Origin of the sequence: Methylobacterium sp. Leaf118, from assembly GCF_920984675.1 — a bacterium.
GTDB lineage: Bacteria > Pseudomonadota > Alphaproteobacteria > Rhizobiales > Beijerinckiaceae > Methylobacterium.
Map to the genome: position 1 here is coordinate 82,235 of NZ_CAKLBV010000006.1, position 22,153 is coordinate 104,387.

The window sequence follows — 22,153 nt, forward strand, 5'->3', positions numbered from 1 at the left end:
CGGAGCTTCAGGCACTCATCACTGTTGGCGGATGCGGACCATGGCGGCAGGGCAGGGGGATGTCGGCGGCGAGGCCGATCTCGACGCGGAGTCGCTGGCGCGCATCCGCGCCGGGCAGCTCGATCTGGCCGGGCTCGTCCACGCCACCGAGACCCTGAAGAACCAGGGCCGGTCCGAGAGCACGATCGAGCTCTACAAGACCTGGATCGCGCTCAATCCGGACCATCCGCTCGTCTATGCGGCCTATTTCAACTACGGCATGGTCCTGTCCGACCGGGGCGACATCGCCGGCGCGGTGAATCTCCTGCGCGAATCCGCCCGGATCAAACCCGATTTCTACGCCGCCCAGATCAATCTCGGCAGCGCGCTGGAGCGGCTGGGACAGGTCGGCGCCGCGGTGGCCGCCTGGAACGGCGTCGCGAGCGCGCTGCCCACGCTGACCGGCGAGACCCTCAACTTCAAGACCATCGCCCTCAAGCAACTGGGGCGCGTCTTCGAGACCTCGAACAGCGACACACTCGCCGAAGAGAGCCTGCGCCAGTCGCTCGAGCTGAACCTGCAGCAGCCCGACGTGATCCAGCACTGGATCGCCCTGCGCCAGCGCCAGTGCAAATGGCCGCTCCTCGAAGGATTCGGGACCGTGACCCGCGCGGACCTCGCCGCCGGGATCTCCCCGCTCTCGGCGGCCTGCTATACCGACGATCCGGTGTTCCAGCTCGCCAACGCCCACCGCTATTGCCGCACCTCCGTCGGCCTGCGGCCGGCCCCCGAGGACGCGCTGCCGCCCCTCGACCCGCGCGAGCGCCGGCCGGGCCGGCTGCGGATCGGCTACGTCTCGTCGGATTTCCGCGAGCACGCCGTCGGGTTCTCGATGACCGAGGTCATGGAGCTGCACGACCGCACGGTCTGCGAGATCTTCGCCTATTACTGCGGGATCGCGTCCACCGACGCCACTCATCGGCGCACCCGGGCGGCAGTCGATCACTGGCACGACCTGACCGGGGTGAGCGACGCCGACGCGGCGCGGCTGATCCGTAGTCACGGGATCGACATTCTGATCGATCTCAACGGCTACACCAAGGACGCCCGGACCCGCGTCTTCGCGATGCGCCCGGCGCCCGTCTCGGTGAACTGGTTCGGCTTTCCCGGCACCATGGCCTCGCCCTATCACCACTACCTCATCGCCGACGAGACGATCCTGCCGCGCGAGCTCGAGGAGACCGTCTCCGAATCGGTGCTGCGCCTGCCCTGCTACCAGCCGAACGACCGCCGCCGGGTCGTCGCCCCGGAGCGACCGAGCCGGGCCGAGTTCGGGCTGCCCGAGGGGGCCTTCGTGTTCTGCTCCCTCAACGGCATGCAGAAGATCACCGAGCGGGTGTTCTCGCGCTGGATGGCGATTCTCGCCGGCGTCCCCGACAGCGTGCTGTGGCTGCTCAGCGGCACCGAGGAGACCAACGAGCGCCTGCGGCAGGCGGCGGCCGCGCGCGGCGTGGCGCCGGAGCGGCTGGTCTTCGCCGACAAGCGGGCGAACCCCCACCATGTCGCCCGCTACGCGCTGGCCGACCTGTTCCTCGACACCTTCCCCTACGGCTCGCACACCACCGCCGCCGACGCGCTGTGGATGGGCCTGCCGGTGCTGACGCTGATCGGCCGCAGCTTCGCGGCCCGGGTCTGCGCGAGCCTCGTGCGGGCGGCGGGCATCGGCGAGATGGTCTGCCACTCCGGCGACGACTACGTCGCCCGGGCGATCGCCTACGGCCGCGAGCCGGCGAGCCTGGCGCCGATCCGCGCGCGGCTGGTCGCGGGCCGCGACACCTGCCTCCTGTTCGACACCCCGCTCCTCGTGCGCCGGCTCGAGGGCCTGTACGGCGAGATGGCCCAGGCCGCGGCCCACGACGTGGTGCCGGTGCCGCGCCTGCGCGGGCTCGATCTCTGCCACGAATTCGGCGCGGGCCTCGATCTGCCCGACAGCGAGACGCTCACGGACGAGGCGTTCCGGACGCTCTATCGCCGCCAGTTCCGGGAACACGTGGCCTGCTACGGCGGCGACGCGCTCGCGGACGATCTCGTCTGACCGTCATGGGCGATGTCTGACCGGCGATGGTCCCCGCGACGGCGCTACTCGCCTTCGTCCAGCTCGATGCCGTACTCGGCCAGGACCCAGAAAATCGCCTCGAGGTCGTCCGCCGTCACGTCACGGGGGGGCAGAGCCTCTTCGAGATCGTCGTAGGTGAGCGAGCGCCGGCGCTCGGAATCCGCCTTCGCCAACAGGCGGTCGACGGTCATGCGGATGTCGGCCGGCAGGGCATCGTGGCTCGGCAGCACGACCCCGCCCGCCGGGCGCAGGGCGTCGCTGAGCAGGCGATCGATGATCGCCTGCCGACGCGCATGGGCTGCATCCGGTTCATCCATGGCCGGAATATGGACCGGCGCGGGCGCGCGTCGAGTCCGGATCAGCCGCGGTCGCGCGCTGCCGCCCCCGCGCCCTTGGCGATGCGCACCGGGATCGCCTTCGCGGCGGGCACCTTGGCCTGTGCGTCATGATGCCAGAGGGGGATCAGGACGTTCAGCTCCGGGTAGTAGCCGGCGCAATTGCCCTCGGGGATATCGTATTTCACGATCCGGAGGCCGGTGACCGCCCGGGTGATCCCGTCCGCCGCCTCGGTGTTCACATCGACCGTCCCGCCATCGGCCAGTCCGAGGCGCACGATGTCGTGCTCGTTCATGAACAGCACCGAACGCGTGCCTTTCACGCCACGAAAACGATCGTGGTAGCCGTAGACGGTGGTGTTGAACTGATCGTTCGATCGCAGGGTGATGAGATCGAGCACGTCGCGGCGGTCGCTCTTCATGTCCGGGTCCATATCGAGCCCGTCCGGGGGCACCACGAAGTTGGCTCGGCCGGTCTCGGTCTCCCATTTGCGCTCACGGGCTGCGACCGGCTTGTGCTGGCCGCCGGGCTCGAACAGGCGCGCGTTGAAATCCCTGAACTTTTCCGGATAGGTCGCCTCGATGGCGTCGCGCACGCGGGCATAATCCGCCACCCAGGCGTCCCAATCGACCCGCGGATTGACCGGCAGGGTCGCCTTGGCGAGCTCGGCCACGATCCAGGGCTCCGAGCGCACATGGTCGCTGACCGGCGGAGCCACGCCCCGGGAGCCGTGGAAGCAGGAGGTCGAATCCTCCATCGAGACCGCCTGCGGTCCGCTTCGCTGCGTGTCCACCTCGATCCGCCCGAGACAGGGCAGGATGTAGCTGACCGCACCATGGACGAGGTGGGAGCGGTTGAGCTTGGTCGAGACCTGCACGGTGAGCCGCTGGTTGCGCCACGCCGCCTCCATCCGGCCCGTGTCGGGGATCGCCCGCACGAAGTTGCCCCCAAGGCCGATGAAGGCTTTCACGGTGCCGGCGAGAATCGCCTCGCAGGCCTCCACCGTGTTGAGGCCTTTTTCCCGCGGCGGCTCGAAGTCGTACATTTCCTTGAGTTTATCGAGGGGCACCAGGGAGGGCTCGTCGGCGATGCCGACGGTGCGCTGGCCCTGCACGTTCGAATGGCCCCGCACCGGGCAGATGCCGGCGCCGGGCCGGCCGATATTGCCGCGCAGGAGCATCAGATTGACGAGCATCTGCACCGTCTCGGTGCCGCGGCGGTGCTGGGTCAGGCCCATCCCGTAGATGCCGATGGCCGCCCGCGCCCGCGCATAGACGGCGGCCGCCGCCTCCATCCCCTCGCGCCGGAGGCCGGACTTCGCCTCGAGCGCCGGCCAGTCGAGCCCGTCGCAAAAGGCCTCGAATCGCTCGAACCCGTGGGTGTGCTCTTCGATGAAGTCCACGTCGAGGATGCGCGGGCGCCCCTCGTCCTGCGCCTGCCGGTCGGCGGCGAAGAGCGCCTTGCAGATGCCGGCGATCGCCGCGATGTCGCCGCCCGCCTTCACCTGATGGTACTGCGTCGAGATCTGCGTCGAGGACTTCGTCAGCATCTCGACCGGCGATTGCGGGTTGGTGAAGCGTTCGAGCCCCCGCTCGCGCAGCGGGTTGAAGGTGAGGATCGGGACGCCCCGGCGCCGGGCCTCCTGCAGCGGGTGCAGCATCCGCGGCGCGTTCGAGCCGACGTTCTGGCCGAAGAACAGGATCAGATCGGTCGCCTCGAAATCCTCCAGCACCGTCGTCCCGACCGGCACGCCGATCGATTGCGGCAGGGCCTTCGAGGTCGATTCGTGGCACATGTTGGAGGAGTCGGGCAGGTTGTTGTTGCCGTAGAGGCGCGCGAACAGCGCGTACATGTAGCTCGTCTCAAGCGAGGCTCGGCCGGAGGAGTAGAACACCGCCGCGCGCGGATCGTCCGCCCGGATCGCCTTCAGCTCGCGGCCGATCTCCTCGAAGGCCTGCTCCCAGGACACCGGGAGGTAGCGATCGCGCTCGGCATCGTAGCGCAGCGGATGGGTGATCCGGCCCTTCTCCTCCAGGGCGTAGTCCGACCATGTGAGCAGCTCGGTGACCGAGTGGCGCTCGAAGAAATCGGGCCCGACGCGCTTGCGGGTCTGCTCCCAGGCGGTGGCCTTGGCGCCGTTCTCGCAATACTCGAAGGTCGCGGGCTTGGCGGGCTTCGACCACGCGCAGGACACGCACATGAAGCCGCCGGGCTTGTTCTGCTTCAGCAGCATCGCCGCGCCCGAGGCGGGAATCTCCTCCCGGGTCAGGATCTCGACGAGCGACCGGGCCGAGCCCCAGCCGCCGGCCGGATCGGTATAGGCTTCGATCTTCTGGTCGGACATGGCGAGGCTCGGACGGTTCTCGGGAGACCTCGGCGGAACGGCTGCGCCCAGGCACAGTTCCGACCCGCGACGATGCCGCCGCCCGCGCCGCCCCGGCGCCGCCTAGCGCTCGAAGAACGGATCGCCGCCCGGCGCATCCGGGTTGGTGCCCTCGACGGCGGGTTTCGGCCGGCGTGGGCGCGGGGGGGCCGTGTTCGCGGCGGTGGGGCTCGCGACATTGGCGCCGAGCCGCGCGGCCAGCCCGATCGCCCGCGCCTCGGTGTAGCGCAGGTGGCAATAACCGTGCGCGCCCTCGCGGGCATAGGTGCGGCAGGCCTGCTCGCGGTCGGAGGAGAAGGCGGCCTGCTCCTGCACGATCGGCCGGAGGTCGCCGCCGCGGGCCCGCTGGGTCATGACCTTGAAATTGTCCCGCACCGCCTTGTCGGCGACGCCGCGGGCGGTGTCGAACTCGCCCGCCTGGGAAATCAGCGAGGCCGCCCCGGGCCCCCACAATCCGTTCGGAGTCGTGGCGCAATCCTGGGCGGTGAAGGTGCAGACCTTGTCGCCGAGGGAGGTCGCGAGCACGCTGCCCTCCAGCACGTCGAGCCGCAGGGGGCATTCCGGCGCCGTGGTGGAGAAGCGCGACACGCCCAGGGCGCGCCCCTCGGTGGTGAGCGGCACCGGCTTGCCGGTATTGAGCTTGACCGAGCAGGCCTCGGTCGGCTGCGAGACCTTGGTGCCCGGCAGGGTCATGACGGCGGTGTAGCCGCCGCCGGCCTTCTCGATCTTGAGCGAACCGTTCAGGCCGTTGAGCAGGAGGTCCTGGCCCGCGACGTTGTCCTCGGTCGGGACCTTGAGCACGACCGGCTGGCGCGGGGGAGCGGGCGTGCTCGGCCGCGTCTCGGCGCCCTCTCCGGGCACCGGGCCGGGCTCCGGCAGGCCGGCCGGGGGCTGGACCGGCACGTTGCGCGGCGGCGGCGGCGGGGCCGGCTTGGCCGCCCGGCCGATGCCGAACAGCTCCTCGAAGAAGTTCTGGGCACGCGCCTCCACGGGCAGCAGGGCGAGGAGGCAGGCGAGCGCAAAACTCGCGGAAACGTTCGAATGCATCAGGCCTGTCGCCATCCCGGCTCGGTCGTCGCTTCGATGGGCCGAGTGTCCCCCACGCAACGCCCGCCCGCGGCCGTGGCCAAACGTGGAAACGGCTCGTGCACGGGCGCCGCGTGAGGCACTCCTGAAGGATCCCTACCACGCCACCCGTGGCGTGGACGTGGCAGCCTGGCAACAGGGAAGGGGCCACGCCGCGGGGCGGGGCCCTCGAACATTCCGGGCGCGGCACGGGATGAGACGGAAGGCTCGGCCGTCGGCGCACGTGTTCTTGCGGCGGCAAAGCCACCTTCTTATATGCGGCCTGACACGGGACGAGGCCGGGGACGCGCTTGCCGCCCTGGGGAAGCGCTTCGGATCCATCCCGTTCTCAAACCTTGAAGTTTTGTACCGCCATGGGTCGAGCTGCTTCGGGGCTCGGCGGTCTGCTTGAAAAGCTCGAACAGAGGGATCCCACCATGGGTAAAGTAATCGGTATCGACCTCGGCACCACCAATTCCTGCGTGGCCGTCATGGAAGGCACGCAGCCGAGGGTCATCGAGAATGCGGAAGGCGCCCGCACGACTCCGTCGATCGTCGCCTTCACGGATGACGGGGAGCGCCTCGTCGGCCAGCCCGCCAAGCGGCAGGCCGTGACCAACCCGGAACGCACCTTCTTCGCCATCAAGCGCCTCATCGGCCGGACCTACGACGATCCGATGACGCAGAAGGACAAGGGCCTCGTGCCCTACACGATCGCCAAGGGCGACAACGGCGACGCCTGGGTCGAGGCCGACGGCAAGAAGTACTCGCCCTCGCAGATCTCCGCCTTCACCCTGCAGAAGATGAAGGAGACGGCCGAGTCGCATCTCGGTCAGCCGGTGACGCAGGCCGTCATCACGGTCCCGGCCTACTTCAACGACGCCCAGCGTCAGGCCACCAAGGATGCCGGCAAGATCGCCGGTCTCGAGGTGCTGCGCATCATCAACGAGCCGACGGCCGCGGCGCTCGCCTACGGCCTCGACAAGAAGAAGGCCGGCACCATCGCGGTCTACGACCTCGGCGGCGGCACCTTCGACGTGTCGATCCTCGAGATCGGTGACGGCGTGTTCGAGGTGAAGTCCACCAACGGCGACACCTTCCTCGGCGGCGAGGACTTCGACAACCGCGTGGTCGAGTACCTGACCGCCGAGTTCAAGAAGGAGCAGGGTATCGACCTGACGAAGGACAAGCTCGCCCTTCAGCGCCTCAAGGAGGCCGCCGAGAAGGCCAAGATCGAGCTGTCCTCGGCGACCCAGACCGAGATCAACCTGCCCTACATCACCGCCGATTCGACTGGCCCGAAGCACCTCGCGCTCAAGCTCAGCCGCGCGAAGTTCGAGTCGCTCGTCGACGATCTGGTGCAGCGCACGATCGAGCCGTGCCGCAAGGCGCTCAAGGATGCCGGCGTCACGGCCGCGGAGATCGACGAGGTCGTGCTCGTCGGCGGCCAGACCCGCATGCCCAAGGTGCAGGAGGTCGTGAAGTCGTTCTTCGGCAAGGAGCCCCACAAGGGCGTCAACCCGGACGAGGTCGTCGCCATCGGCGCCGCGGTCCAGGCGGGCGTGCTTCAGGGCGACGTGAGGGACGTGCTGCTCCTCGACGTGACCCCGCTCTCGCTCGGCATCGAGACGCTGGGCGGTGTGTTCACCCGGCTCATCGACCGCAACACCACGATCCCGACTAAGAAGTCCCAGGTCTTCTCCACGGCGGAGGACAACCAGAACGCCGTCACGATCCGGGTCTTCCAGGGCGAGCGCGAGATGGCGGCCGACAACAAGCTGCTCGGCCAGTTCGACCTGATGGGCATCCCGCCGGCCCCGCGCGGCATGCCGCAGATCGAAGTGACCTTCGATATCGACGCCAACGGCATCGTGAACGTCACGGCCAAGGACAAGGCGACCAACAAGGAGCACCAGATCCGCATCCAGGCCTCCGGCGGCCTCTCGGACGCGGACATCGAGAAGATGGTCAAGGACGCCGAAGCCAATGCCGAGGCCGACAAGAAGCGGCGTGAACTCGTCGAGGTGAAGAACCAGGGCGAGAGCCTGATCCACGCCACCGAGAAGTCGGTCGGCGAGTACGGCGACAAGGTCTCGGCCGCCGACAAGGGCGCCATCGAGTCCGCGATCACCGCTTTGCGCACGGCGTTGGAGGGCGAGGACGTCGAGGGCATCAAGGCGCGCACCAACGACCTGATGCAGGCCTCGATGAAGCTCGGCGAGGCGATGTATGCCGCCTCGCAGAACGAGGGCGCACCGGGTGAAGGCCCCGCGGCCTCGGCCGAGAAGAAAGACGACGTCATCGACGCCGACTTCCAGGAAGTCGACGACAAGGACCAGAAGAAGCGCGCCTGATCCGGCGTGACGGCCGGAAGAGGCGACTCTTCCGGCCCGTTTTTTCTCGCCATTTTTTTCGCCATGCCGCGAAGGTGGCTTGATCCCCGGGCCCTGCTCGGGGATCACCCGTATCGAACGTCTCTCCCACGCGACGGTCGATTCCGGCACCGCTGAGCGGCGGGCCGTGTCGCGCGGCCCGGACGAACCGGCGGTCGACGCGAAAAAGGAAGGCTCCAGGGGCCGGGAATGTCCAAGCGGGATTACTACGAAGTCCTCGGCGTTGCGAAGACGGCGACGGAAAGCGAATTGAAGGTCGCCTTCCGCAAGCTCGCCATGGTCCATCATCCGGACCGCAATCCCGGTGACAAGGAAGCCGAGATCAAGTTCAAGGAAGTCAACGAGGCCTATCAGTGCCTCTCCGACGGCCAGAAGCGCGCTGCCTATGACCGCTTCGGCCACGCGGCCTTCAGCCAGGGCGGCGCGGGCGGTCCCGGATTCGGCAACGAGTTCGGCGACTTCATGTCGGACATCTTCGAGAATTTCTTCGGGGACGGGCGTGGCGCTCCTGGCGGGGCCGGCGCGGGGCGCGGGCGCGGCGGCCAGCCCGGGCGCGAGCGCGGCTCGGACCTGCGCTACAATCTCGAGATCAGCCTGGAAGAGGCGTTCTCCGGCAAGACCGAGACGATCCGCATCCCGACCTCCATCGCCTGCGAGCCCTGCTCCGGCTCGGGCGCCAAGCCCGGCTCCAAGCCGCGCCCCTGCCCGACCTGCGGCGGCTACGGGCGCGTGCGGGCGGCGCAGGGCTTCTTCGCGATCGAGCGGACCTGCCCGAACTGCCATGGCCGCGGCGAGGTCGTGGACGATCCCTGCCAGGCCTGCGCCGGCGCCGGCCGGGTCAACCGCGAGCGCACGCTCTCGATCAACGTGCCCGTGGGCGTGGATGACGGGTTGCGCATCCGGCTGGCCGGGGAGGGGGAGAGCGGCCTGCGCGGAGGGCCTGCGGGCGACCTCTACGTGTTCCTCTCGATCAAGCCGCATCCGTTCTTCCAGCGCGACGGGGCCGACCTGTTCTGCCGCGTGCCGATCTCGATGGTGACCGCCGCCCTCTCGGGCGAGATCACCGTGCCGGTGATCGACGGCTCGCAGACCCAGGTCCGCATCCCGGCCGGCACGCAGACGGCCAAACAGTTCCGCATCAAGGGCAAGGGCATGCCGGTCCTGCGCTCGCGCGAGGTCGGCGACCTCTACATTCAGGTTTCCGTGGAGACCCCGCAGAATCTGACCAAGCGCCAGCGCGAACTGCTACAGGAATTCGACCAGTCGGCCTCCGACGAGAATCACCCGGAAAGCGCCGGCTTCTTCTCCAAGGTGCGTGACTTCTTCGTGAGCGGAGCCGGACGGCCTTGATCGTGGGCGGCCTGCGGATCAAACCGCCATGCAGCCCGGTTATGACCGCGGTCGTCGGGGCCCCTCGGCGGGCCCGTTCGTCACGGTGCCGCTTGACGGGTTCCGGGTTTTCGTCGTCTAGGCAGTTTCCCCACCAATGAACCGAGGACCATCGGTCGTGCCGCCGCTTCGCCGTTCCAGCGCCCGAGCCGTCGCCGCGACCCGCATCCGGGAGCAGCGCGAGCCGCTGCCCGACGAGGCCCGCTTCCTGCGCTCGTGGCTCGAGCGTCCGCTGGTCACGGGGGCGGTGACGCCCTCGGGCAAGATGCTCGCCCGGACCATGGCCTCCTACGCCGATCCGTCCGTGCCCGGCCCGGTGATCGAGCTCGGCCCCGGCACCGGACCGGTCACCGAGGCGCTGATCCGGCGCGGGTTCGAGGAGGAGCGGCTCATCCTCGTCGAGTTCAACCCGGATTTCTGCGCGCTCCTGCGCCGCCGCTTCCCGCGCACGACGGTGATCCGCGGCGACGCCTACCGGATCCGCGAGACCCTCAGCAGCGTCGCCGACGCCTCCTGTGCCGCGACGATCTCCAGCCTTCCGCTGTTCACCAAGCCCCTCGAACACCGTCTGGACCTGCTGCAGGGCGCCCATGACCTGATGCGGCCCGGCGCGCCCTTCGTGCAGTTCACCTACGCCGTGGTGCCGCCGATCCCGGCCAAGTGCGAGGCGGGCAGCTATACGGCGAGCCGCTCCAACAAGGTGTGGCTGAACCTGCCGCCGGCGCGTGTGTGGGTCTATCGGCGGCCCGAGAAGGCGCCGTCCTAGATCTGACCGGGCGAGGGCGAGCGTGAAAAACAATTGTTTCGCGTTTGTCGCCGGGCCCCTCAGTGACTGTTCATCGACGAAGACCTAGTTTTCCCATCCGAGGCCGCTTCCAGGCGGCCGGAAGGGAGGCATACCGATGTCGGACACTCATTCGACCCAACGTTTCCGCCGTACCCTCGCCGCTCTGGCGATGCTGGCCGGCGGCCTGATCGGCGGCTCGGCCGTCCAGGCCGCCCCCCTCGCACCGGCGCCCGCCGCGGCCCTCGCGACCGAGGGCGCCGTCGAGACGGTGCAGTGGGGCCACCATCATCACGGCTGGGGCCATCGTCGCCACCACCACCATCACCACCATCACGGCTGGGGTCATCGCCGCCATCACTGGGGCCATCACCACCACCATCACGGCTGGCGCCGCCATCACCACCACGGTGGCTGGGGCCACCATCACTTCGGCGGACACCACCATTACCACGGCGGGCGGCGCCACCACTTCCACTAGGGCGCTCTTTGCCGAAGCGGACACCGTTTCGGCTTAAGTGAGCGCGACGAAACAAAGACTGAGAGCCGTGCTCACGTCCCCCGTGATCGGGCACGGCTCTGGTCGATCGTCCGGGAGCCCGGATCAGGCAAGCCCGCGCGGCGTTTGAGCGAAGCTCAAATCCGCAATCCCGAAGGGATCAACCGGATTTGGTGTGATTCCCTCCGATCCTGCGCCCCGTGCCGGATTCCGCATCCGGCACGGGGCCTTTTTTATGGAGGGCCTGGCGTCAGGCGCTCGGGGCGATGCGCCTAACCCAGGCGCTCCAGGACGGCCTCCCGAGGCGCGGGGAGCGCCTCGCCGATGCGGTAGGCCGCCCGGAGGGCCATTTCGGCCCGGTCCGCGGCCGCCGCGTCCACGGCATGAACCATCGCCAGCACGTCGCCGCTGCCGAGCCGGTCGCCCGGTCGGGCCAGGTGCGAGAAGCCGACCCGCGGGTCGATGGCGTCCTCGGGCCGGGCGCGCCCGCCGCCGAGCCCGATCACCGCGAGCCCGACCGCCCGGGTCTCCACCGATTCGACGGTTCCCGCCGTCCCGGCCGTGACCGCGCGAATCACCGGCGCCCGCGGCAGGTGACGCTCCGGGGCGTCCGCGAGGTCGGCCGGTCCCCCGAGCGCCGCCACCATCCGGGTGAAATGCTCCCGCGCGGCCCCGGATTCGAGCGCCTGCAACAGGCACGCCTCGGCCGCGTCCACCGTCGCCGCCAGCCCGCCCAGCACCAGCATCTCGGCGCCGAGCGCCAGCGTCACCGCGTGGAAGCGCGGCTCGCGGACCCGTCCGTTCAGGTAATCCACCGCGTAGTGCACCTCGACCGCGTTGCCGGCGGCGGAGGCGAGGGGCGCGTCCATGTCGGTCACGACGGCGCGGGTGCGAAGCCCCGCGGCGTTGGCGACCGTGACGATGCTCTCGGCAAGCGCCCGGGCGTCCTCGCGTCCCGTCATGAAGGCGCCCGAGCCGGCCTTCACGTCCATGACGAGGCCGTCAAGCCCGGCCGCGAGCTTCTTGGCCAGGATCGAGGCCGTGATGAGGTCGAGGGATTCCACGGTGCCGGTCACGTCGCGGATGGCGTAGAGGCGCCGGTCGGCCGGGGCGAGATCGGCGGTCTGGCCGATGATGGCACAGCCCGTATCCCGGACCACCGCGCGGAACCGGTCGAGCCCGGGGGCCCCGTCGTAGCCGGGAATGCTGGCGAGCTTGTCCAACGTGCCGCCCGTATGGCCGAGGCCGCGGCCGGCGATCATCGGCACGATGCCGCCGCAGGCCGCCACCAGGGGGGCGAGGACGAGGCTCACCGTATCGCCGACGCCGCCGGTGGAGTGCTTGTCGAGGATCGGGCCGGGCAGGTCCCAGGCCAGCACCGTTCCGGATCGGGTCATGGCGCGGGTCAGCGCCACCCGCTCGTCGAGGGAGAGGCCGCGGAAGAACACTGCCATGGCGAAGGCCGCCGCCTGCCCCTCCGTCACCTGGCCCGCGGTGAGCCCCGCGATGAAGCCGGCGATATCCTCGGGCGCGAGGGCCCGGCCGTCGCGCTTGTCGCGGATGATTTCCTGCGGGAGCCTCATGCAGCCTGATCCCTGGCGCGGAGGAGATCGTCGAGGAGGGTGCTGGCGCCGATCCGCATGCTGTGCGGACCGACCCAGCCCGGCCCCATGATCCGTTCGGCCAGAGCGAGATAGCGCGCCGCGTCCTCGACCCGGCGCAGGCCCCCCGACACTTTCAGCCCCGCCGCACGCCCGGTCCCCGCCGCGCGGATGGCCAGAAGCATCGTCTCGGCCGCCTCGGGCGTCGCCGAGACCAGGGTCTTGCCCGTCGAGGTTTTGAGGAAGTCGGCGCCCGCTTCCAGCGCCAGCCGGCTCGCCGCCGCGACGGCGGCGCTGTCGGGCAGCATCCCGGATTCAAGGATGACCTTGAGGAGGATGCTCCCGCCGCAGGCCCCCCGCACCGTCTCGACCATTGCGCGGGCCACCCCCGCCTCGCCGCGCAGAAGCGCCCGGTAGGGCAGGACGAGGTCGATCTCCTGCGCCCCGTCGGCGAGCGCCCTGCGCGTCTGTGCGAGCGTCGCCTCCCCATCCTCCCCGCCGGCCGGAAAGTTGACGACCGTCGCCACCCGCACCGGGTGGCCGGCAAGCGCCCGAACGGCCGAGGCGACGAAGGCCGGCCAGACGCAGACCGCCGCGACCCCTTCGGCGCAGGCCCGGGCACAGAGCGCTGTGACGGCGGCCTCCGTGCAGGTCTCGCTGAGATCGGTCAGGTCGAGGAGCGGCACCGCCCGGCGGGCGACGTCCGCGGCCTCCAGGGGCGGGAGGGAATTGGGCGGTGTCATCCGAGAATCCTCAAGGCGCCGGAAGGCGGGCCGCGAAGGCGGCGGCGAGGCGGGCGAGGTCCGCGCCGGCCCGCGCCGCCACGGCCTTGGTCTCGGCGTGGTGCGGATCGCCGCCCGCGACGCCCGCGCCGAAGTTCGTGACGACCGAGACCGCCGCGACCTCGAGGCCGAGGAAACGCGCCAGGATCGTCTCCGGCACGGTCGACATCCCGACGAGGTCGGCCCCGAGCCGGCCGGCCATGCGCACCTCGGCCGGCGTCTCGAAGCTCGGGCCGCGGAACCACGCGTAGACGCCCTCAAGCAGGGGGATTGTCTCCGCCTCCGCCGCCGCTTGCAGCGTCGCGCGAAGGGAGGGGGCGTAGGCATCGGTCATCGGCACGAAGCGGGCGTCCGACGGCTCGCCGACCAGCGGGTTGTGGCCGGAAAGGTTGATGTGGTCCGAGAGCATGACGAGGCTGCCGGGGCCGGCCGCCGGCATCAGCGAGCCGGCCGCGTTGGTGAGGAGCAGGGTCCGTGCGCCGAGGGCGGCGATCGTCTCGAGGGGCACGCGCATGGCGGCGGGGTCGCCCCGCTCGTAGGCATGGGCGCGGCCTTCCAGCACCAGGACTGGGCGGCCCGACAGCCGCCCGCGGTGGAGGCGCCCGCCATGGCCGGACACGCCGGGGGCGGGAAAGCCCGGGATCTCGGCATAGGCGAGGCTTTGGCGCTCCGTCACCGCCTCGACCAGGGCGCCGAGCCCGGTCCCGGTGACGATGGCGAGCGCGAAGGGACCCTCGAAGCCCCCGGCGCGCAGCCGCGCGAGGGCGGCCTCAGCCGGCATCGACGCCATGATCCGGCAAGTGTTCGGGCCCGAAGGACGCGGGCAGCAAGGCTTCCAGCGTGAAGCGGCTGCGCAGGCCGTCGGGGCCGGCGACGAAGATCGGCGTGTCCGGCCCGGCGAATTCGCGGATGCGCTGGCGACAGGCACCGCAGGGCGTGACCGGCGCGGGACTGTCGGCCAGAATCAGGATCGCCCGGATGCGTCGTCCGCCCGCCGCCACCATGGCGGCGACGGCGCCGGCCTCGGCGCAGGTGCCGACCGGATAGGCCGCGTTCTCGACATTGCACCCGGCATGAACGCGGCCCGCCTCGTCGCGCAGCGCCGCCCCGACGGCGAAGCCCGAATAGGGCGCATGCGCCTGCTCCCGCACCGCGCGGGCCGCCGCGAAGAGGGCGTCGAGATCCGGGTCTGCGGTCATGGGCGGGCCGGGGCGCGGGCATTCATGGCCCGGTTTGGCCCGAGCCCGGCCCCGATGTCGAGGGGCGGACGGTCGACAGGGCCGGGACGCGCTTCTAAGACCAAGCGGCACGGAAGGCGCGGCAGGGGAGCGCGACGAATATGCTCGGACGCTACGATCGTGGGTCCAACGGCGGCGAGGCCAAGGTCGAGTACGGCGACGGCAACTGGCGGGTCCTGAAGCCCGGCGCCTATGTGCGCTGCGCCGTGACCGGCGAGGCGATCCCCCTCGATGCCCTGCGCTACTGGAACGTCGACCGGCAGGAGCCCTATGCCGGCCCGGAGGCCGCGATGGAGCGGCTCAAGGCGCTGCGCGCGGCCCCATAGGGGCGCCGCCGAGGAGGTCCTCGGCGAGCTGGCGGCGCAGGGCGAGCGCGTCGGCGAAGACGAGGTCGACCCGAAGCACCGCGATGGTCGCGGCTCCCCGGACCGGCAGCCGCACCGCATCCTTCTCCGTCGTGACGAGGCCGGCTCCCTCACGCTCCGCCAGCGCCCGGAGCGCCTCGATCTCCGCCGCACGATAGGGGTGGTGATCGGGAAACGCCCGCGTGGCGACGATCCGCGTGCCGAGGCCTGCCAGCGTGTCGAAGAACTTTTGCGGGCGACCGATCCCGGCGAAGGCGACGACCCGGCGGCCGGCCCAGGACGCGGACGCCTCCGGCACGAGGCGGGCGCGATGCACCGGCATGCCGCGCGCCGCCGCGGCGGCCGCCAGCCGCTCGCCCGGTGCCCCGTCCCCGACCAGCACGAGCCCGCCGACATGCGGCCAGTGCCGTTCGAGCGGCGCCCGCAGGGGACCGGCGGGGAAGCACAGGCCGTTGCCCGCCCCCGCGCCCGCATCGACCACGGCGAGCGAAAGGGTCTTGGCGAGGCCCGGATTCTGCAGCCCGTCGTCCATCACGATCACGTCGGCGCCGCCCGCCGCGCAGAGCCTCGCGCCCGCTGCCCGGTCGCGGGCGACGATCGTGGCGGCATGGCGGGCGAGCAGCAGCGGCTCGTCGCCGACCGCGTCGGCGCCGTGCACCGCCGGATCGACCCTCACCGGTCCGGCCAGGCGCCCGCCATAGCCCCGGCTCAGGAAGGCCGGATGGCAGCCGAACCCGTCGCGCAGGAGGCGGGCGAGGGCGAGCGCGGTCGGGGTCTTGCCGGCACCGCCGAGGGTGACGTTGCCGATGCACAGGACCGGGCAGGGCCCGGACGCGCCGGGCCGGTCCATCCGCCGGGCGGTCGCGGCGCCGTAGCGCCGACCCGCGGGCGCCAGCAGGCGGGCGAGGGGATGATGGGGCTCCCCGGCCCAGAAGCCGGGCGGGCGCATCAGACGCGCTCGCGGGCGGCGAGCTTCATCTGCACCACGTAGGGGTCGAGCACCGCCAGCGTGCGGCCGACCGCGCCCTCGAACGGCTCCAGCGCCGCCTGGGCCCGCCGGGCCATCGCGGCCAGGGCGTGCCGGTCCGCCACGAGGGCGTCCACGGCCTCCGCGAGGTCGTCCTCCCCGGTCACCGGCCGGGCGCCGCCCGCGGCATCGAGGGCGCCGTAGGGCTCGATGAAGTTGTGGATATGCGGGCCGTGCAGGATCGCGCTGTCGAGGCGCACCGGTTCGATCGGGTTCTGGCCGCCATGGTCCACCAGCGAGCCGCCGAGGAAGACCAGGGGGCAGAGGCGGTAGAACAGGCCCAGCTCGCCCAACGTGTCGGCGACGTAGAGGTCGATGTTCGCGAGCGGCCGCCCGCCCTTGGAGCGCCGGGTCGCCCGCAAGCCCATTTCGGCCGCCGCCTCCGCCGCCGCTTGACCGCGATGGGGATGGCGCGGGGCCAGGACCGTGAGCAGGCGGGGATGGCGCGCCTTCAGCCGGGCATGGACCCGCGCGACCACCGCGTCCTCGCCGGGATGGGTGCTCGCGGCGACCCAGACCGGGCGGTCGCCGATCATGTCGCCGAGATAGGCGCGCTGCTGCGCATCGGCCGGGGGGACGGCGGCATCGTATTTGAGGTTGCCGACGACGCTGATGCGCGGGGCGCCCAGCCGGGCGAAGCGCTCGGCGTCGTCGCGGGTCTGGCACAGGCACACGGCGATGCGCGACAGCAGCGCCCGGGCGGTGCGCGGCGAGCGGCCCCAGCCCTGGAACGAGCGCTCCGACATCCGCCCGTTGACCAGAACGAGCGGGATGCGGCGCTCGTGCAGGGCCACGATGGTGTTGGGCCAGATCTCGGATTCGGCGACGAGGGCGAGGTCCGGCTGCCAATGGGCCAGGAAGCGCTCGACCCAGCGGGGGGCGTCGAGGGGGACGTATTGATGCACGGCGCCGGCCGGCAGGCGCTTGCTCAGAAGGTCGGCGGCGCTGCGGGTTCCGGTGGTGATCAGCACCGAGCAGCCGCGGGCGATCATGCCCTCGATCAGCCCGACCAGGGAGAGCGCCTCGCCGATGCTGGCCCCGTGCATCCAGACGAGATGGCCGACCGGGCGGGCTCGGCCGGGCCGGCCCCGGCGCTCGGACAGGCGCGCCGGATCTTCCTTGCCGCGTCGGGAGCGCCACGCGAGCAGCCCGGCCACCGCCGGCTCGCCGAGATAAAGTCCGTAGCGGTAGGCCCGCAGGGCGACGGGCAGCGGCGGCACCCTCACGCGGAGTGACCCAGCGCGCCGCCGACGGGCGTCCCGATCCGGTCGGGTCGGCCGACTAGGGTGTAGGCGCGGTCGTGGATGCGGTTCAGTTCGGTCTGGACGCGGGTGCGCAGGACCTCGACCGCCTCGGGCGCGAGCTCGCGGGGGACGTGGATCGCCTCGCCGAACACCATGGCGCCGCGCCCGAAGGGCAGGCCGAAGCAGGCCCGGTCCCAGGAGTTGAAGCGGATATGCCGGCTCGTCACCACCGCCACGGGGATGATGGGACAGCCGGAGAAGCGGGCCAGCATGATGATGCCGGCATCGCACACCCGCGAGACCTTGGGCACGTCGGCCGAGAAGGCGACGGTCTCCCCGCCCTTGAGCGCCTTGACCATGGCCCGCAGGCCCTCGGCCCCGCCTTTGGCGCGGGCGTCGCGGACCTCACGGCCCCGGGCGCCGGAGGCGCGCATCACGCGGACGCCCATGCGTTCCAGGGCCATGGTGTTGATGTTTCCATCGGGCGAGCGGGAGATGATCGTCGCGATCCGGTCGTGCGGGCGGCGCATGAACGAGATCATCGTGTGCTGGCCGTGCCACATCGCGGCAATGAACGGGCCGGTCGCGTCGAGCCGCGCGTCGATGCCGGCGGGCTCCACGGTGAAGCGGTTGGTCCGCCGCACGAGCCGCAGGTAGCCGGCGGCGAGGTAGGAGAGCCCCCGCTGTACGGCGGGCTTGCGGCCAATGGTCTTGATCAGGCCCATGGGATCGGACGGCTCCGCTCCTCATCGCATCGAATGGACCCGCGGGGTCTACCCTCAAGCCGCCTGCGGAGGCAACGCGGGCGGGCCGCTCGGCAACCCCGAGTCGTGCTCCCGAGTCTTGCCTTCGAGTCGTGCCCCATTGCGGCGGAGTTCGGGCGGCGGATCGCACGGTCTGGCGACCCGCCGCGGCCCGCGGGGTGTTGACGGGAGACCCCGTTGCCCCGATGCGGAGCGCCGAGATGTTCAGGCTCGCCCACCTCACCGATCCCCATGTCGGGCCGCTGCCCCGGCTGCGCCTGCGCCAGCTGTTGAGCAAGCGGGCGACCGGGTACGTCAACTGGCGCCGCGGACGCGGGCGGCACCATTGCATGGACCTGCTCGGCGCCCTGGTCGCCGACCTGCACGCGCAGGGAAGCGACCATGTCGCCTGCACCGGCGACCTGTGCAATCTCGGCCTGCCCGACGAGTGGGACACCGCCCGCATCTTCCTGGAGGCGCTCGGCCCCGCCGACCGGGTAAGCTTCGTTCCGGGCAACCACGACGCCTATGTGCGCGGCTCGCTCGAGGGCCTTCTGCGCGCCTGCGGCGGCTGGACGGCGGCCGATGACGGTCAGGCCGGGCTTTTTCCCTACCTGCGGCGCCGCGGGCCGCTCGCCCTGGTCGGCCTCTCCTCGGCGATTCCGACGAAGCCCTTCGCGGCGACCGGGCGGCTCGGGCCGCCGCAGATCGAGCGGGCCGAGGCGCTGCTGCGCGCGCTCGGGCAGGCGCCCGACCGGCCCTGCCGCGTGGTGATGATCCACCATCCGCCCCATCCGGGCGGGGCCGCCTCGGGCCGCGAGCTGAAGGACGCGGAGGCGTTCGTGGCGATGGTCGGCCGCGTCGGCGCCGACCTGATCCTGCACGGTCACAATCACGTGGGCACCGTCGCCCACATCCCCGGCCCCGACGGGCGGCCGGTGCCGGTGGTCGGCGCGCCCTCCGCCTCGGCCCGCTCGCTCCTCGTGAACCGGCGCGCCTCCTACTACCTCTACACGATCACGCCGGCGGCGGCGGGCCATCACATCGCCGTGGTGGAGCGGGGGCTCGACGAGGCCGGCGGCATCGCCGAATTGTCGGGCTTCGACATCGAGGCGCCGCCGCCCGACCGTCTCGGGCGCGCGCCGCGGCGCCGGCGGGAGTGAGGCGCGGGCCCACGCCCGGCCGGACTCAGTTCAGGCCCATCCCCTTCGACAGGCCGTTGGCGCGGGGCAGGGGGCGCAGGAGGCTCTTCACCTGCGAGAACGGGCGCGGCCGGTTGATCACCTCGTCGAGGCGCGACCACAGCGTCTTGGGCGAGAACGGCTTGGCGATGATCTCGTTCACGCCCAGCGCGATCGCCCGGTCGACCACGTTGCGCCGGGGCTGACCCAGCATCAGGATGATCGGCACCGTCGGCGACGGCGAGGTCGCGGGCGTACGGGCCAGGCGGATGAATTCCTCGCCGGACAGGATCGCGAGATCCCAGTCGATGATGGTCAGGTCCGGCTTGCTCTCGGCGAGCACGCCGAGCGCCTCGGCGCCGTCGGGCGCCTCCAGCACGCGCTTGATGCCGACGCGCATCAGCATGTCGCGCACGATGCGGCGGATGTAGAGGCTCTCGTCGACGACGAGGGCCGACAGGTCCGGAAAGGTCGGGGTGGCGATCATCGGCGGCTCGGCACCGGAGCGACGGCACTCGGGTGTTCCCGGGCCGGATGCTAGCGGGCGCCGGTTTGCGCTTCCCTAAAGCCCCCCGGCAAAATGCGCGCGATCCCGGTCGCCTCCGGTCGCAAGTCCAGATTTCATCGGCGATTCCGGCCCTCTCGATCGGCGCTACGCAGTTCACTACGAAAAAAGGCGGGCGAGAGCACGGTCAGGTTAGAAGTTCCTTGCGGTCCGAGCAGGATTGCGTCAGACCTGAGGCGTTGCTCTCGGTAGCCGCTGCCGAGGGGATGATAGTGCGGGGCGTGGGCTGTCTCGAGATAGCGCGCACGCGGTATTCGAGACGTGGCGGGCGGACGGTTTTTGCGAGCTTTCAATGGGACGTGGTCGTGATTTTCGGGGGCCGCAGAAGCGCGGCTTCGATGAGGGGGGCTCCGAGCCGCAGTGGCCGGATCAGCTGCCTCCGAGCAGTGGTGGATACGGTGGCGGTGGCAACCGCTTCGGCGGCGGCTTCGGCGGCGGTGGCGGTTTCGACCGCGGCCCTCCGCGCGGCGCCCCCGCAGCGGCGGCTCCCACCGGTCCGGAGCGTGATGCCACGGTGAAGTGGTTCAACAAGGAGAAGGGCTTCGGCTTCGTGGAGCTCGGTGACGGCTCCGGCGATGCCTTCCTCCACATCCGCGCGGTCGAGGCTGCCGGTCATGACGACCTCCTGCCGGGCACGCGCCTCACGGTGCAGACCGCCCAGGGCCAGAAGGGCCCGCAGGTGACTGCCGTGAACAGCGTCGACACCTCTACGGCCGAGGCGGCTCCGCCCCGGCGCGAGTCGGGCCCCCGCTTCGGCGGCGGTGGCGGCGATCGCTTCGCGGGCGGTGGCGGCGGCGGCGGTGGTGGCGGCCGCTTCGGCGGTGGCGACCGCTTCAGTCCTGGCGGCGGTGGCGGTGGCGGCGGTGGCCGTTTCGCCTCAGGCCCGTCGGTCGAGATGTCCGGCACCGTGAAGTGGTACGACCCGGCCAAGGGCTTCGGCTTCGTCTCGGTCAACGACGGCGGCAAGGACGTGTTCGTGCACCGCTCCGCCCTGTCGCGCGCGGGTCTCGACTCGCTCGCCGAAGGCCAGCAGGTCACCCTCGGCGTGGTCGAGGGCCAGAAGGGCCGCGAGGCTCAGAGCATCAGCGTCGAATACTGAGCGACAGATCTCGCTCACGGCAACGAAGCGGCGGCCTCAGGGCCGCCGTTTTCGTTTGTCGGGATGGGTGTGAGATAAGGAAGACCGGGGGCGCAGGCGGATGCGGTGGACGAGGGCGATCGGCCTGTGGCTCCTGCTGGCGGCGAGCCCGGCCGCAGCGGACGACTTCACCGGCTTCTATGCGGGCGTGAATGCCGGCTGGGCCTATGAGCGCGGTCGTGACGGCGCGGCCTCGGCGCCGGGGCCGGGGAGCGCCCGGGACGAGGACGGGTTGCCGCCGAGCGTCGCCCGGATCGAGGAGCGGCGCCGGCCGGACGAGGCCTCGCGCCGCCGTTGACCGAAGCGGGCCGGTCCGGTTTGGGGCAAACCTCCTGGCTCCCGGATCCGGGGCGCGTCCCTCCGAGTCCCGTTCGCGTCGGGGTTTTCCCGAGAGCCGGCGTCGACCGCTCGGGCCAATGCGCGTTCGCGGTTGGATCGCGCGTCCGTCGCGAGGGTTCGGCGGTCAGTTGCTCCACATGGCCGATTTCGTGAGGTCGGACGGATCGAGCGTCTCGATCGTCAGGGCGAGCACCGGGTAAGGGCTGATCCTGCCCCGTTCGACATGGCGGATGCGGATGATCTCGGTCTCCGATCCACCACAGGTATCCCCGTCGGCGAAGATGGGTCCCTTCAGAAGCAGCCAGTTGCTCGCGTCCAAGGCCCACTGGGCAACGAGATTGATCGGCAGATCCGTCGGGGTGAACTCGATGTCACATCCGATAAAGCGGTGCAGGCCGAAAACGGCGAGGCCCGCTTGGCTCTCGAAGCCGCCCTCGGCCTCGCCCTCGTAGGGAACGAAGCGGTTCAGGAGGGCGATCGGAACCTCCCCCGGTTCCGCGGAGTCCGCGAACACCTGCGTGAAGAAGGCTGCCGACATCAGGATCGCGCTCGGAACCCAGCAGACCGCGGTGGCCTCGTCACCCTCAGCCAGGATGGCGGCAACCCTCAGGACGGCGAGGGCGGCCCGAACGGTCGGCGCATGCCCTTCGGCGACATCGTCGAGGGGCATGATGATGGCACGATCGCGGTGGGCCAGCGGCGGCGGCTCGGCCTCGAACAGGTGGGGGGCGAACCCTGTCAGGAGGTCGTGAGGGATCAACTCGCCCGCGTAGCGGACCGTGACCACGAGCCCGTCGACCGCGATCGCGTAATGCGTCGACCCCGGCGGGGCGGCCCCATGCACCTCGGCGCGGATGCCGAGATGCGCGAAGCGTTCTCCGACTTTCCGCGCGACGACCGCCGCATCCACCGCGAACGCGCTCTGGGTCAGAACGAAGGCTGCCAGCGGTTGTGTCATCCGTGCTTCTCCTCGCATCGCATCGCAC

21 protein-coding genes are annotated in these 22,153 nt (G+C 71.0%); 9 read left to right on the forward strand and 12 right to left on the reverse strand.

Going from position 1 to position 22,153, the window contains the following annotated elements; all coding sequences use genetic code 11:
* The first annotated feature begins 40 nt into the window (after positions 1-40).
* Positions 41-2,074: an O-linked N-acetylglucosamine transferase, SPINDLY family protein gene (locus LW587_RS04490; protein WP_232628396.1), complete on the forward strand. Its 2,034-nt coding sequence runs from the start codon at positions 41-43 to the stop codon at positions 2,072-2,074.
* 44 nt (positions 2,075-2,118) lie between these two features.
* On the opposite strand, the gene LW587_RS04495 is transcribed toward LW587_RS04490, so the two are convergent.
* The 3 genes from LW587_RS04495 to LW587_RS04505 all read right to left on the reverse strand — a co-directional run bounded on the left by LW587_RS04495 (position 2,119) and on the right by LW587_RS04505 (position 5,861).
* Positions 2,119-2,412, reverse strand: a complete 294-nt coding sequence (locus LW587_RS04495; RefSeq protein WP_232628397.1) for an RNA polymerase sigma factor region1.1 domain-containing protein — start codon at positions 2,410-2,412, stop codon at positions 2,119-2,121.
* Between the two features lie 41 nt (positions 2,413-2,453).
* Positions 2,454-4,775: an FdhF/YdeP family oxidoreductase gene (locus tag LW587_RS04500; RefSeq protein WP_232628398.1), complete on the reverse strand. Its 2,322-nt coding sequence runs from the start codon at positions 4,773-4,775 to the stop codon at positions 2,454-2,456.
* A 102-nt stretch (positions 4,776-4,877) separates the two neighbouring features.
* Positions 4,878-5,861 (reverse strand): hypothetical protein, encoded by a 984-nt coding sequence (locus LW587_RS04505; protein ID WP_232628399.1) that lies wholly within the window; start codon positions 5,859-5,861, stop codon positions 4,878-4,880.
* 455 nt (positions 5,862-6,316) lie between these two features.
* Here LW587_RS04505 and dnaK point away from each other — a divergent pair, with 455 nt between their 5' ends.
* From dnaK to LW587_RS04525, 4 genes are all read left to right on the forward strand, one after another.
* On the forward strand, positions 6,317-8,233 hold the full coding sequence (gene dnaK, locus LW587_RS04510) for a molecular chaperone DnaK (protein WP_232628400.1): 1,917 nt from the start codon (positions 6,317-6,319) through the stop codon (positions 8,231-8,233).
* A gap of 228 nt (positions 8,234-8,461) precedes the next feature.
* The gene (gene dnaJ, locus LW587_RS04515; protein ID WP_232628401.1) at positions 8,462-9,622 is read left to right on the forward strand and encodes a molecular chaperone DnaJ; all 1,161 of its coding nucleotides are present in this window, start codon (positions 8,462-8,464) and stop codon (positions 9,620-9,622) included.
* Positions 9,623-9,779: 157 nt separating this feature from the next.
* Positions 9,780-10,427 carry a class I SAM-dependent methyltransferase gene (locus LW587_RS04520; RefSeq protein ID WP_232628402.1) on the forward strand — a complete coding sequence of 216 codons (648 nt, stop codon included), beginning with the start codon at positions 9,780-9,782 and terminating at the stop codon, positions 10,425-10,427.
* Between the two features lie 136 nt (positions 10,428-10,563).
* On the forward strand, positions 10,564-10,926 hold the full coding sequence (locus LW587_RS04525; RefSeq protein WP_232628403.1) for a hypothetical protein: 363 nt from the start codon (positions 10,564-10,566) through the stop codon (positions 10,924-10,926).
* A gap of 290 nt (positions 10,927-11,216) precedes the next feature.
* Here the strand turns inward: LW587_RS04525 and deoA are convergent, their stop codons facing one another.
* From deoA to cdd, 4 genes are read right to left on the reverse strand one after another with little or no spacing between them, the layout of a single operon-like run.
* Positions 11,217-12,527, reverse strand: a complete 1,311-nt coding sequence (gene deoA, locus LW587_RS04530) for a thymidine phosphorylase (protein ID WP_232628404.1) — start codon at positions 12,525-12,527, stop codon at positions 11,217-11,219.
* Positions 12,524-13,288, reverse strand: coding sequence for a deoxyribose-phosphate aldolase (deoC, locus tag LW587_RS04535; protein ID WP_232628405.1), 765 nt, complete (start codon positions 13,286-13,288; stop codon positions 12,524-12,526). The genes deoA and deoC overlap by 4 nt, the downstream gene beginning before the upstream one ends.
* Positions 13,289-13,298: 10 nt before the next feature.
* A complete protein-coding gene (locus LW587_RS04540) occupies positions 13,299-14,108 on the reverse strand; it encodes a purine-nucleoside phosphorylase (RefSeq protein WP_232628406.1) in 810 nt (269 codons plus the stop codon).
* On the reverse strand, positions 14,098-14,526 hold the full coding sequence (gene cdd / locus LW587_RS04545) for a cytidine deaminase (RefSeq protein WP_232628407.1): 429 nt from the start codon (positions 14,524-14,526) through the stop codon (positions 14,098-14,100). The genes LW587_RS04540 and cdd overlap by 11 nt, the downstream gene beginning before the upstream one ends.
* A gap of 140 nt (positions 14,527-14,666) precedes the next feature.
* Here cdd and LW587_RS04550 point away from each other — a divergent pair, with 140 nt between their 5' ends.
* A complete protein-coding gene (locus tag LW587_RS04550) occupies positions 14,667-14,891 on the forward strand; it encodes a DUF2093 domain-containing protein (RefSeq protein WP_232628408.1) in 225 nt (74 codons plus the stop codon).
* On the opposite strand, the gene lpxK is transcribed toward LW587_RS04550, so the two are convergent.
* Genes lpxK through LW587_RS04565 form a run of 3 tightly spaced genes read right to left on the reverse strand, consistent with a single transcriptional unit; the run spans position 14,866 to position 17,926 of the window.
* Positions 14,866-15,879, reverse strand: coding sequence for a tetraacyldisaccharide 4'-kinase (gene lpxK / locus LW587_RS04555; protein WP_232628409.1), 1,014 nt, complete (start codon positions 15,877-15,879; stop codon positions 14,866-14,868). The genes LW587_RS04550 and lpxK overlap by 26 nt on opposite strands.
* Positions 15,879-17,183 (reverse strand): 3-deoxy-D-manno-octulosonic acid transferase, encoded by a 1,305-nt coding sequence (locus tag LW587_RS04560; protein WP_232628410.1) that lies wholly within the window; start codon positions 17,181-17,183, stop codon positions 15,879-15,881. The genes lpxK and LW587_RS04560 overlap by 1 nt, the downstream gene beginning before the upstream one ends.
* Complete coding sequence (locus tag LW587_RS04565) at positions 17,180-17,926, reverse strand: lysophospholipid acyltransferase family protein (protein WP_232628411.1); 747 nt, start codon at positions 17,924-17,926, stop codon at positions 17,180-17,182. Before LW587_RS04565 ends, LW587_RS04560 begins: the two co-directional genes overlap by 4 nt.
* Before the next feature lie 239 nt (positions 17,927-18,165).
* Here LW587_RS04565 and LW587_RS04570 point away from each other — a divergent pair, with 239 nt between their 5' ends.
* Positions 18,166-19,107: a metallophosphoesterase family protein gene (locus LW587_RS04570; RefSeq protein ID WP_232628412.1), complete on the forward strand. Its 942-nt coding sequence runs from the start codon at positions 18,166-18,168 to the stop codon at positions 19,105-19,107.
* 25 nt (positions 19,108-19,132) lie between these two features.
* Here LW587_RS04570 and LW587_RS04575 read toward each other — a convergent pair whose 3' ends face one another.
* Positions 19,133-19,612, reverse strand: coding sequence for a response regulator (locus tag LW587_RS04575; RefSeq protein ID WP_232628413.1), 480 nt, complete (start codon positions 19,610-19,612; stop codon positions 19,133-19,135).
* 370 nt (positions 19,613-19,982) lie between these two features.
* Between LW587_RS04575 and LW587_RS23975 the strand changes: the two genes are divergently transcribed.
* Together LW587_RS23975 and LW587_RS04590 are read left to right on the forward strand one after the other, a co-directional pair.
* Positions 19,983-20,789, forward strand: coding sequence for a cold-shock protein (locus tag LW587_RS23975; protein WP_269780289.1), 807 nt, complete (start codon positions 19,983-19,985; stop codon positions 20,787-20,789).
* A 100-nt stretch (positions 20,790-20,889) separates the two neighbouring features.
* Positions 20,890-21,126 (forward strand): hypothetical protein, encoded by a 237-nt coding sequence (locus LW587_RS04590; RefSeq protein WP_232628414.1) that lies wholly within the window; start codon positions 20,890-20,892, stop codon positions 21,124-21,126.
* Between the two features lie 165 nt (positions 21,127-21,291).
* Here the strand turns inward: LW587_RS04590 and LW587_RS04595 are convergent, their stop codons facing one another.
* On the reverse strand, positions 21,292-22,125 hold the full coding sequence (locus tag LW587_RS04595) for a DUF4261 domain-containing protein (RefSeq protein ID WP_232628415.1): 834 nt from the start codon (positions 22,123-22,125) through the stop codon (positions 21,292-21,294).
* Between the last annotated feature and the right edge of the window lie 28 nt (positions 22,126-22,153).